The organism is Pantoea phytobeneficialis (genome assembly GCF_009728735.1).
GTDB classification, from domain to species: domain Bacteria; phylum Pseudomonadota; class Gammaproteobacteria; order Enterobacterales; family Enterobacteriaceae; genus Pantoea; species Pantoea phytobeneficialis.
Map to the genome: position 1 here is coordinate 3,315,864 of NZ_CP024636.1, position 12,298 is coordinate 3,328,161.

The 12,298-nt window shown below is 52.2% G+C and carries 8 protein-coding genes and 1 riboswitch; of the genes, 5 read left to right on the forward strand and 3 right to left on the reverse strand.

The window, feature by feature from the left end; translation table 11 throughout:
* Positions 1-69 precede the first annotated feature (69 nt).
* A complete protein-coding gene (ahpF, locus tag CTZ24_RS15380) occupies positions 70-1,638 on the forward strand; it encodes an alkyl hydroperoxide reductase subunit F (protein WP_208723965.1) in 1,569 nt (522 codons plus the stop codon).
* Positions 1,639-1,750: 112 nt separating this feature from the next.
* Here ahpF and CTZ24_RS15385 read toward each other — a convergent pair whose 3' ends face one another.
* The 3 genes from CTZ24_RS15385 to chiP form a co-directional block, all read right to left on the reverse strand.
* On the reverse strand, positions 1,751-2,710 hold the full coding sequence (locus CTZ24_RS15385; RefSeq protein ID WP_208723966.1) for an AEC family transporter: 960 nt from the start codon (positions 2,708-2,710) through the stop codon (positions 1,751-1,753).
* Between the two features lie 625 nt (positions 2,711-3,335).
* The gene (locus CTZ24_RS15395) at positions 3,336-5,999 is read right to left on the reverse strand and encodes a beta-N-acetylhexosaminidase (protein WP_208723967.1); all 2,664 of its coding nucleotides are present in this window, start codon (positions 5,997-5,999) and stop codon (positions 3,336-3,338) included.
* 51 nt (positions 6,000-6,050) lie between these two features.
* A complete protein-coding gene (chiP, locus tag CTZ24_RS15400) occupies positions 6,051-7,445 on the reverse strand; it encodes a chitoporin ChiP (protein ID WP_208723968.1) in 1,395 nt (464 codons plus the stop codon).
* Between the two features lie 490 nt (positions 7,446-7,935).
* Here chiP and CTZ24_RS15405 point away from each other — a divergent pair, with 490 nt between their 5' ends.
* The 4 genes from CTZ24_RS15405 (at position 7,936) to fbaB (ending at position 12,276) form a co-directional block, all read left to right on the forward strand.
* Complete coding sequence (locus tag CTZ24_RS15405; RefSeq protein ID WP_036627648.1) at positions 7,936-8,124, forward strand: DUF3606 domain-containing protein; 189 nt, start codon at positions 7,936-7,938, stop codon at positions 8,122-8,124.
* Positions 8,125-9,363: 1,239 nt separating this feature from the next.
* Positions 9,364-9,460, forward strand: a riboswitch (TPP riboswitch).
* 33 nt (positions 9,461-9,493) lie between these two features.
* A complete protein-coding gene (gene thiM, locus CTZ24_RS15410) occupies positions 9,494-10,279 on the forward strand; it encodes a hydroxyethylthiazole kinase (protein ID WP_208723969.1) in 786 nt (261 codons plus the stop codon).
* Positions 10,276-11,076, forward strand: coding sequence for a bifunctional hydroxymethylpyrimidine kinase/phosphomethylpyrimidine kinase (thiD, locus tag CTZ24_RS15415; protein WP_021186003.1), 801 nt, complete (start codon positions 10,276-10,278; stop codon positions 11,074-11,076). The genes thiM and thiD overlap by 4 nt, the downstream gene beginning before the upstream one ends.
* A gap of 147 nt (positions 11,077-11,223) precedes the next feature.
* Positions 11,224-12,276, forward strand: coding sequence for a class I fructose-bisphosphate aldolase (fbaB, locus tag CTZ24_RS15420; RefSeq protein WP_021186002.1), 1,053 nt, complete (start codon positions 11,224-11,226; stop codon positions 12,274-12,276).
* The last annotated feature ends 22 nt before the right edge of the window (positions 12,277-12,298 follow it).

The following is a 12,298-nucleotide window of genomic DNA, read 5'->3' on the forward strand; positions in this document are numbered from 1 at the left end:
CAGCTCTTCGATTTTTCTCCAATCGGGTGCTACGGCACCCGATTTTTCGACCAGCAACAGGAACTTATTATGCTCGACACCAATTTAAAAACCCAACTCAAGGCTTACCTTGAGAAATTAACGAAACCGGTTGAGTTAATTGCCACACTGGATGATGGCGCCAAATCCACAGAGATTCGGACCCTGCTGGCAGATATCGCGAGCCTGTCTGACAAAGTCAGCTTCCGCGAAGAGAACGATCGCCCGGTACGTAAACCTTCGTTCCTGATTACTAACCCTGGCAGCCACAGCGGCCCGCGTTTTGCTGGTTCGCCGATGGGCCACGAATTTACTTCACTGGTGCTGGCACTGCTGCAAACCGGTGGACATCCTTCTAAAGAAGCACAAAGCCTGCTGGATCAGGCCGCTGCGTTGGAAGGCGAGTTCCATTTCGAAACCTATTATTCCCTGTCTTGCCACAACTGCCCGGATGTGGTGCAGGCGCTGAATCTGATGGCGATCCTGAACCCGAACGTCAGCCACACCGCGATTGACGGTGGCATGTTCCAGAATGAAATCACCGACCGTAACGTGATGGGCGTTCCGGCGGTGTTCCTGAACGGTAAAGAGTTCGGCCAGGGCCGCATGAGCCTGGCAGAGATCGTCGGCAAAGTGGATACCAACGCTGAAAAACGCGCGGCGGAAGAGCTGAACAAACGTGATGCCTATGAAGTGCTGATTGTAGGCAGCGGCCCGGCGGGGGCAGCGGCAGCCATTTACTCCGCACGTAAAGGTATCCGCACTGGCCTGATGGGCGAGCGTTTTGGTGGTCAGGTACTGGATACCGTCGACATCGAGAACTACATTTCAGTGCCGAAAACCGAAGGCGCGAAGCTGGCCGGTTCACTGCGCGCACACGTTGATGATTACGATGTGGATGTTATTAACACCCAGAGCGCGATCAAACTGATCCCTGCCGCCAAAGAGGGTGGCCTGCATGCGATTGAAACGGCATCTGGCGCAGTGCTGAAATCACGCAGCATTATCCTGGCGACCGGGGCTCGCTGGCGTAATATGGGCGTGCCGGGTGAAGAAGAGTATCGCACCAAAGGCGTGACCTATTGCCCGCACTGTGACGGCCCACTGTTCAAAGGCAAACGCACGGCAGTCATCGGCGGAGGTAACTCTGGCGTTGAAGCGGCGATTGACCTCGCAGGTATCGTTGAACATGTGACGCTGCTGGAATTCGCCAGTGAAATGCGTGCCGACAAGGTGTTGCAGGATAAACTGCGCAGCCTGAAAAACGTGGATGTGATCCTGAACGCGCAAACCACTGAAGTGAAAGGTGACGGCAGCAAAGTGACCGGTCTGTCTTATATTGACCGCAACGCCCAGACCAGCCATGAAATTGCACTCAGCGGTATTTTTGTCCAGATCGGCCTGCTGCCAAATACCACCTGGCTGGAAGGCGCGGTGGAACGCAACCGCATGGGTGAAATTATTATTGATGCCAAATGCGAAACCAGCCTGAAAGGCGTATTCGCTGCGGGCGACTGCACCACGGTGCCGTACAAACAGATCATCATTGCCAGCGGTGAAGGGGCGAAAGCGTCACTGAGCGCCTTTGACTATCTGATCCGCACCAAACCGGCTGAATAAGTTTTCTTGCGATAGCCACGCAACCGCCCTGCAACCTGTGTTGCGGGGCTTTTTTTTGTGAAAATTTCCCCGATATATCGCGCCGTTACGCGGCATTACGCGAGGTGGCAACTTAATAACCGGCCAGCGTCATCAGCATCATCCACACTGGGGTCGTCACTGCGGCAAATAGCGTTGAAAACAACATACTGGCTGCTGCGGGACCGGTCAGTACCTGAAACTTTTGTGACATCAGATAAACATTGACCCCGACCGCCATCGAACCGAGTAAAACCACCACTTTACTTTCCAACGCCGGGAGATCGGTCAGCCATGCGATCGCCCAGATACACATCGGCTGCACAATCAGTTTCAACATGCAGATGCTGTAACTCTCCTTCAGGCCATCACGTACCCGGTAATGGGCCAGACTCATGCCAAGCGTCACCAGCGACAGCGGTGCTGCGATGGTGCCGAGCATGTCAATTGGTTGGGCGGCAATCAGGGGCAGCGGTCGTTGCAGGAAACTCCATGCCGTGCCGCTCAGGATGCCGATAATTAACGGATTCTTCAGCACGCTGATCACCGTTCGGCCAAGACCCTGAAGTGAGAAGCTGCCGTGTTTTGACCACTCCACCGAAACCGTGAGTAATGTCCAGAGGATCAGGCTGTTGAATACCAGCACTAGCGCCACCGAGGGCAACGCCTGCTCCCCGAGTAGCACGGTGGCAATCGGAATACCCAGCATCACGTTATTGGAAAAAATACCGCCCAGTGCAAACACCGACCCGGCGATGCTTTCCAACTGAAACACTTTTGCTGCGATGATGCGCCCGACAATAAACACCAGCAAACAGCTACCAAAAAATGCCAGCAGCAGACGGAAATCCACGGGTGGGCTTTTGTAAAAGTCACTCATTACATCAAACAGCATGCAGGGCAGGGCAACGTTGAAAACAAACCGATTCATCCCTTCGCTGATGCTGGCCGGCCATTTGCCAATACGGGTCAGACAGTAGCCAAGAAAAATAAGGATAAATAATGGGGCCGAGAGGTAGATCTGATGACTCAATGTTGTAAGCAAATCAGGCATAGCTGCAATATTGGCAAGAGGTCAATGCTTGCAGGGTAACATGCCAGCCAAGGGCTGCAACATACAATCCGCTGATATTAAGACGATTATCCTAACCAACGACGCGCTTCGGCATCGCTGATATCACGATAATAAACGCGATGAATGCGTTCGCCACACCTTTTGCAATGAGCCTGAACATGCGTGGAGTGATAGTGGCGGCCGCCTGGTGAAACTGCGCCTTTACGTGAAATCGTGATGTTGCGCCATTTGTGTGCGTGCGGAATAAAACTGAATAATTTTAATTTCATTGTGTTTACCGGAATTATGAGCTTTTAGTCCGGAATGAAATTAGGCCGTTTTTTTCCTGGTGGCGGCTTGATATTAATCAAGTTGCAGTGATGTCGGTCTCATTTTGATATTATTTCTTATTTGCAGATAAAAATACCCCGCCGCGGATGATGGTTTTATTTTAATTATTTTGATCTTTGTTATTAATTTAATTTCATTCGCGTAACTCTTATTGGTTATTTAATGCGTCGCCTCTATTTTGATTGATTTAGCGTTGGTATGAAAATTTGCGCTGGATCAGTCAGACCGGTGTGGTTGATTACCTGCCTGAATTGATCCAGCGCAATTTCGCGATTTACAGTGCTTCTACGCGGCTTATCCGTGTACCATCCGGGCTTTGGCTGCGCACCATCACCTTGTCGTTTACGCCAATCTCAGGACGGTCTTGTGGGTTATAATCCAGCCAGCTGTTGCCGTTATCGAGGCTATATTGCAGCGGCAAACCAGGTAGGGCGACATTCATTTCCAGCTTACCCTCGAGAATGCGTGCGCCAGGCACCGGCAGACGGTAGTGGATACCGGCTTTATCCATTTTACCCAGTTCGCGTTGCCCCAGCAGATTGGCAAAACGTTGCCAGTCGCGCTTGAGCTGCTTCTGATTAACATGCTGGGTTTCTCCCCCTTTGAAGTTGCGACCTTGCTGATAATCCAGTTCCCAGCTGGCGCGATGCCAGCTACGTTCGGCCACGGATAACAAACGCGGGAAGATCATATATTCCATCTGCTGATCGGTACGTACGGTTTCGCTCCACAACTGGGCAGAAAGACCATATGCGCCACCCCAGGGTTTCTCCGAGGTAGTGGTAAACGCATTGCCATCACGATCAACCGAGGTTTCAGCATTTTGCGGCAGGTTATCAGGTGCGAAGCTGAACATCTTGCGTTCATCACTATAACGGGTGCCCCAGTAATAACCGCGTTCCAGAGGATTGACCTCATACGGGAAATCCATATAGACGTAATCCGGGTTAGAGATGATCACATCGTAGTTTTTCTGCGTCCAGTCGTTGGCGCTGTCAAACCCGCCCCAATAAAGCGTATCCCAGAAATTAACGCGGGTGCGGGACGTGGCGAAGGCCTGTGCATTAGCTGCATCTTTCAGACCATCCTGCCACGCCTGCATCACCGGAATGCCGTGCGCTTTGACCAGTTGGCTGACCTCCAACGCGAAGTGGCTGGGGAGGTGTTCCAGATCCTGTACCTTGCCGGATTTCACCAATGCCTGGCAGACCTGAGATTTCGCCCAGGGTTTATCCTCTTTACTTTGGTCCAGGACCCCCTTACCAGCTTCCGGGTTAGAGATGTCGGTGTAACCGGCACCAAGGCGAATGTTTTTCGCCTCATCGCCGCCAAAATGCCAGGTGTTCAGCGGCTGGCCGGCTTCACGATGCATTCGCTGGATCTCTCCAATCACCTTATCAACAAAACGCTGCGACGAGTCGAGGCAGGGATTGAGATAGCTGGTGCGATCATACAGCTGTACTGACGTGGTGTTAGACGTATCGGTGGGATCGACCAGGCGGAACTCGCTCGCTTCACGGGTTTTACCGGCCTTCATCAGGGTGTTATAACGCGCTTCCATCGCTATAACCGCAGCACGGGCATGTGCGGGCATATCAATTTCCGGGATCACTTCAATGTTGCGTGCCTGAGCGTATTTCACGATGTCGATATAATCGGCGCGGCTGAAGTAGCCGCTGCCGTTGTTATCGCTAAACGGTCCAGAACCCAGTTGTGGCACCAGACAGCGTTGCTCATCCATGTCGTGACAGCGTTTGCTGCCAACCTCAGTCAGTTCCGGCAGTCCGGGGATTTCAATGCGCCAACCTTCATCGTCGCTCAGATGGAAATGGAATTTATTCATCTTCCATGCCGCCATCTGGTCGAGCATGCTGAGTACCGCCTGTTTGCTGTGGAAGTTACGCGCCACATCGAGGAATGCACCACGGTAAGCGAAGCGGGGGGCATCCTGGGCCTCCAGGGTGGCGATCAGCGGTTTACCCTCTGCCGGTACCAGAGACAGCAGCGACATCAGTCCATAGAAAACGCCCGCAGAGTCATAGCCGACGATGTCAGTGCCGCGTGGGGTGATGGTTAACTGATACGCCCCGGACACGGCCTCTTCTCCCTTGAAGCGTGCGGCATCGATTTGCGTTGCGATGCCATAACCGGTTGGGTTCGTCTTGATATTCAGCAGGGCAAAGCGTTGCTGCACTGCCGCCGCCTGGTCAGCCGTCAGGGTATTCAACTGGAGTGCGACACCCTGACTCAGATCGACATCTGCCGTATGAATGTTCACCGATCGCGGCGTGGGGGTGATCTGTCCACGCAGCGAAACAGCAGGCAGCAGCTTGATATCGGCATTTTTCTCAAAGCGGCTGACCGGTTGCATCAGCACGTTTTTGTCATCTGCGGTACGTTTCCACTGTTCGCCAAACGGCATGACAAAATCGGTTAAATTTTCCGTGTCGGTGCTGGTGATAATCTTGGGCGATGCTCCTGCCGCAGTGACGTACCAGCGCGGCATTACATCGGTAATAAACAGTTGCCAGTATTCGTTGACGATGGGGATCTCCACCGTGGCCCCGGCAGCAAATCCGGTGAACTTATCCGTAGGCTCCAGTCGGGTTAAATCACCGACGATATGCGTCATTTTAAACTGGTCATTATCAACGCGCAGGGTTTCATGCACGTTGCTCATATAAATCGCCCAGTTTTTGCTGGTGATGGCCGGACCGTGGTTGGTCAATCTGATGGTTGCCCGGTTGCAGGATGCCCAGTCAGCACCCAGTTGGGCGCAATCCACGCCGTGGCTGGCAGCCTGGTTATCCGTGACCTGGTACTGCACACCAAATTGACTGATTTGATCGACGACCTGTTGCTGATTTTGCGGTACGGCACTACAGGCGGTAATGCCCATCATGCTGAGTGCCAGAAAGCTTAACTGTAACTTTTTCATGCGGTTATCCTTGTGCATGGATGACAATAGCGGGATCCAGCCCGCTTAGCGTCAGAAAATAGTAAAGGGAGCAATGACCATAAATTTGATGTCTTTTTCATCCTGGAAGATGTTGCCGTAGCCACCGCTGTAGCTCGGCAGGTTGCTATGGTTGTCATATTGGGTGTAATGCAATTTGAACTGCGTCCCTTTAGCGCGTGTTTCCTGCAAGGTGTACACCAGATCAAGGCTCCAGGCGGATTCTGTCAGGCGCTGCTGTTGGTTGTATATGGGATTGGTGGAAGGCTTCGCATCCCAGCCATAGGCATAGGAGCCACCAACCTGCCAACCCGGCAATTGCCAGTGTGCGAGATCGGCCATCACGCCAGCAAACACGGCTTTCTCACCATTAGCGTTCCAGTCTGAACGCGAGTCCCACCAGACGTCCATGCGACCATTGGAACTGGCGTACGAGGGCGTCATGCGTTGTAAAAAGAAGCCTTGATTACCTTCTGCTTTTACCCAGGTGCCTTCCAGGCGGAAATCAAATGCGCCAAGGGTGTAGCCGAGTGTCATCGCCTGGAGCCAGGCTAAACCGTCATAGACATTGTTGACGTTGCTGGCGCCGCCTCCCTCGCGATCCTGTGCACCATAAAATTGATAACTGGTACGCAACGGCGAACCGGCCAACGGCAGTTGATACGACGCTTTGGCGAAGTATTGATCCATGTAGTTTGCGGCCTGGCCGTAAGCCCCTTCCACGACCAGGCTATTTTTAAAATCGTACTTCGCGCCGAAAGATTGCAGCCACGGTACATCCGTAGTGCCGTCTGCTTTGCGGAAGTTGTACATATGCTGGTACCAGGGCGCTTTGTATTGATCGGTCCACATCCATGAGAAGGAAAGGGCTCCCGTATCACCAAAATCATAGGTGGTTCCCGCCTCGACACCACGGTAAGTTCCCGGCAGGAAACTCCAGTGCGGTGCCAGTAACGTTTGGCCGGTGGGTTGTAGATATCCGGCACGCAGCCAGTAATCCTGCCATCGGGTTTTTAGCGCAGCTTTGTACAAGCTGGCACCACTTTTATCACCGGTCCATTTTTCATCCCAGCGGTTGCTGGCATCACTGAACCCGATTTCGTTGGGTGCAGCCGGACCACCATGAGTCAGCTCCAGCGCGCCATACGCAGCAAGGTCAAGGCCGATGACGTCCGCCAGATAGCCTGAGGAGAAATCGAGGCTGGCATTGCCTGTTGCATGATGCAGGTTGGCATCATACTGGCCGTATTTACCCTGTTGCGGATCCATCTCTTTGCGATCGCGCTGCCGCTGCCAGTAGTAGAGACCACCGGTCAGGGATGAGTCATCAATGAAACCGGCTGCAAAAGCAGGGGCAGGGATAAATGATGTAATGAGAAGTGCAGTGGCGATAGCTGTGGATAGCGACGTGCGAACTGTCCTGTGCATGGTAAATCCTCCGTGATAATCCCTTGTGTGATGATGCTTTCCATTTACTGTTACTTCGTGTAACCAGTGCGCAGATGCTATTTTTCGTGACGCGAATTATCAATGACGATGAGTACGATTTATGACGCAGGACGCAAAAATCAGCATTTAATTCACTAATATCATAATGTTACTGTTTTGTTGTTTATGTGAGTCAATTGTTTCTCAGTACTTGATCCTGTTGATTAGCAGAAAACCGGGAACAACATTCAGCCTTTAGATGCAGCAAAAAAGTTTTATTCTGTTGTTCTTTGGTATAGTTGCTATACCTTGATATCGTCAGCCATATTGTCTAGGATTTTTTCCGGAAGCCAGCGCTGTGCTGGCTCCTGGCCTTAAGTGGGGCTGTATGGCAATCACCGGACGGCTAACATCCTTCGGTTAAGCTAACGAGTTACTCTTCTTAAGAAGCGATAGTCATGTTTTCAGGATTAACCTCAGGAGCTGCAAAATGGCTGATGATTTAAAGAGAAAACAACCGGAAGACAAACGCTTTATTAGTCTTACTGAAACCTGGGAGGTTGAGTATTGGACGAACACCCTGGAAGTGAGCGCGACACAATTGCGTACCGCTGTTGCTAACGTAGGTAATGGTACTGAGAAAGTTAAGCAGTACTTGAATCAATATCAGCGAAAGTGATTTTCAGGAAGAAAATAACTGACTAACCCCGTTCTGCGGGGTTTTTTACTTATGCTGGCGCGCGGGTTTATAGTGAGGATGCATGTTGTTTACGTATGATTTCATAATGCCTTTATGAAAAACAATCAAATAAAAAATTTAAAAAAGTAGAGTGGTCGTTATGGTAAATAAATAGAACTTGATCTTCAACCATCCTGTCGTTTCATGTGGTAGACTTCGTATGAAGTCATAATGTTCTGATTTCATGTTTCTAACAGTAAAACTGCCTTTTCTGACAATGAGTGGCAAGAAGAAATATAAATCTTTTTGGAAGGTAAAGAAAGCCCCTCCATTCTGAGCAAGGGTCATTCCATTGGGTAAGTATCCAGATTTTTCACGAAAGAGAGTACATAACATAATGTGTCTTTCGGTTTTTAACGCGGAATATCCATATGTTGTGATTGTAGAGGCGAGAAATAACGAAAATAAAATAGCAGATACAACGTTCATGTCATTTACCTACCGAATTATAGAAAAGTTCACCAAGGTATTCGCCTTTATCTGAAGCGTATTCCAATATAACCACCAGCAAGTCCTCCAGAGAAGCGACCAATCTCGGTGTATTTTTTCTTAGAACATTCATCTTCCCGGCCAATTGAGCAAGCCTCATCGATTTCATTAATTGAGTGAATTGCATGTTGTTCTGGTTCTGACTGAAATTTTGGCATTAATGCGGCTGGAGCCTAAGCCGCTAAACCAGTCTCTCGCGAGACAGGGGGTTCTTCTTTCACATAGCCAGGATAAGCGTTAGACGGTGTGATTTTAGCCTTGCAAGGACATGAACTGTGGCTATCAAGCGATCCGGCAATACGTTTTTTATCGGGGCCGCTGGTGTAAAAAGGTATGCCTCCGATAATCTTGTAGGTCTTACCATCTTTCCCACAGGTAACAGGATCGCCTTCTTGCGTCTGCGGTGATTTTGCCGCCGCATGACGTCCTGTCTCCCTGACAAAGCACAATTCCTTTTGCCATAAATCCTTCATCTTGTTGTGGGAATAATCTCGGTGGTCATTTTACAAGCAACGACCACATGCGCAATGTGTATTTGTTTTCAATCGTAGTGCTGCGATTTATCACACGAACTTGAAGTTTTACGCGATAAATCGCGCCGCTACGCAACGTATGGGGGAAAAAGCCCAGCGGTATATTGAGCAGGGCGGGCTTGCGTCAGCAAGTCACTTGCCCTAATCTGCCAGTCATATAAATGACTCGGGGTGCCCTTCCTTGTGAAGGCTGAGAAATACCCGTACCACCTGATCTGGATAATGCCAGCGTAGGGAAGTCAGATGCCTGACCGCATTCGCCTTCTTGATCGCCGGTTGGGAGCTTTATGAAACAACCTGACCTTCTTTCCTCCGCGCAACTCGCGCACTCGCTTCAGTTACTGCATCAACATGCTTCGCTGGTACATTGCATGACCAATGATGTGGTACAGACCTTTACCGCTAATGTCCTGTTGGCACTGCGTGCCTCACCTGCCATGGTGATCGACGCTGATGAGGCCGCACAGTTCAGCGGTTATGCCGATGCTCTGCTCATTAACGTGGGTACGTTGACGCGCGATCGCAGCATCGCCATGCAGGCTGCGGTAGAGGCGGCAAACCGTGCCGGCACACCCTGGACGCTCGACCCGGTCGCGGTGGGCGCGTTAACCTTTCGCACCGAATTTTGTCAGCAGCTATTGACCCAGCAACCGGCAGCCATCCGTGGCAACGCCTCGGAAATCCTTGCCCTGGCGAACCAGGCGGCGGGCGGGCGTGGCGTGGACAGCTTGCATCAGGCTGACGCCGCACTCAGCGCTGCTCAACAGTTGGCGCACGATTACCGCAGCATTGTGGCGGTAACCGGCGAAGTGGATTACGTTACCGATGGTCAGCATACCTTTGCCATCCCGGGCGGCAGCCCACTGATGACACGCGTAGTGGGGACAGGTTGTGCGCTGTCGGCAGTGGTGGCGGCTTTTGCCAGCCTGCCGGGTGAACGTCTGCAACATGTGGCGGCAGCTTGTCGGGTCATGTCACTGGCCGGTGAACGGGCGGCACGTCAGGTCCAGGGGCCGGGCAGCTTTGTTGCTGCCTTTTTGGATGCGCTGTGGACACTGGAGGTGACGCCATGAAACGTATTAACGCATTGACTATTGCCGGTACTGACCCCAGCGGTGGTGCTGGAATTCAGGCCGATCTCAAAGCCTTCTCCGCGCTGGGTGCCTATGGCACCAGCGTCATTACCGCGCTGGTGGCCCAGAATACCCGTGGTGTGCAGTCGGTCTATCGTATCGAACCAGATTTTGTCGGAGCGCAGCTGGATTCGGTGCTCGATGATGTGCGTATCGACACGGCAAAAATTGGCATGCTGGCGGAAACGGCGGTGGTGGAAATTGTCGCTGACAAGCTGAAGCGTGCCAGCCTGCCGTTCGTGGTGCTGGACACCGTTATGATTGCCAAAAGTGGCGATGCGTTGTTATCACCGGATGCCATCGCCAGCCTGCGTGAGTTGTTGTTACCACAGGTATCGTTGATTACGCCGAATTTGCCAGAAGCCGCAGCGCTGCTTGGCCGCAGTGTGGCGCAGGATGAGAAGACGATGCTGATGCAGGGGGATGCATTGCTGGATCTCGGGTGTGAAGCGGTACTGATGAAGGGAGGACATCTGAGTGATGCGGAGAGCCCGGATTGGCTTATCACCCGCAACGGACGTCAGCGTTTTACCGCGCCACGCGTCAATACTCGCCACACCCACGGCACCGGTTGTTCGCTGTCAGCTGCGTTGGCGGCGCTACGTCCACGCCATGATGACTGGGCTGCGACGCTCTCCGAGGCTAAAGCCTGGTTGCAACAAGCGTTACTGCATGCCGATTCTCTGGAAGTCGGAAAAGGCATTGGACCGGTGCACCATTTTCATCGTTGGTGGTAGGGCGTAACGCCGAATTGCCATTTTTTGCCTGCGTATCTGTCTGAAAAATGGAGTCAGCAATTTGCCAGCCTGGCGGATCCCGGTCCAGGCTGTTGGGGGCGAATCGGCAGGTGCCGGTTCCAATCCAGCCATTAATCAGGAGTGAGTATGACGGACATCGTTCAGTTATTGGGCCAAGAAGCGGATAGCCTTCTTCAACATCGCTGCATGACCATTCCAGCGGAAAGCCTTTATTTACCGGGCGCGGATTATGTTGATCGCGTAATGACCGATAACAATCGTTCTCCTGTGGTATTACGCAACATGCAAACGCTGTACAACACCGGTCGCCTGGCTGGGACGGGTTACCTGTCGATTTTGCCGGTTGATCAGGGGGTTGAGCACTCCGCCGGCGCTTCATTTGCCGCCAATCCTCACTACTTCGACCCGAAAAATATTGTTGAGCTGGCGATTGAAGCGGGCTGCAACTGCGTCGCTTCCACCTACGGTGTGCTGGCCTCGGTGGCGCGGCGTTATGCGCACAAGATCCCGTTCATGGTGAAGCTGAACCACAACGAGACGCTGAGCTATCCGACGCAATATGATCAGACGCTGTACGCCAGCGTCGAGCAGGCGTTCAATATGGGAGCCATTGCGGTCGGGGCCACCATCTACTTCGGTTCTGAGCAATCACGTCGCCAGATTGAAGAGATCTCCGCCGCGTTTGAACGTGCGCATGAGCTGGGTATGGTGACGGTGCTGTGGGCCTACCTGCGCAATAACGGCTTCAAGAAAGATGGCGTGGATTACCATGCCAGCGCCGATTTAACCGGTCAGGCCAACCATCTGGCCGCGACCATTGGCGCGGATATCGTGAAGCAAAAAATGGCAGAGAATAATGGGGGTTATACCGCGGTGAATTTCGGCCATACCGATGATCGCGTTTACAGCAAGTTGACCACCGAAAACCCAATCGACCTGGTACGCTACCAGTTGGCAAACTGTTATATGGGGCGCGCCGGGTTAATTAACTCTGGCGGTGCGGCAGCAGGGGCAACCGATGTGGCCGAGTCGGTGCGTACGGCGGTGATTAACAAACGCGCCGGCGGTATGGGACTGATTTTGGGACGCAAAGCGTTTAAGAAGTCGCTGAAAGAGGGCGTGGAGCTGATTAACGCGGTGCAGGATGTGTATTTGTCCAAAGATGTGACGATCGCATAATTAAACCGTAGCGGCGCAATTC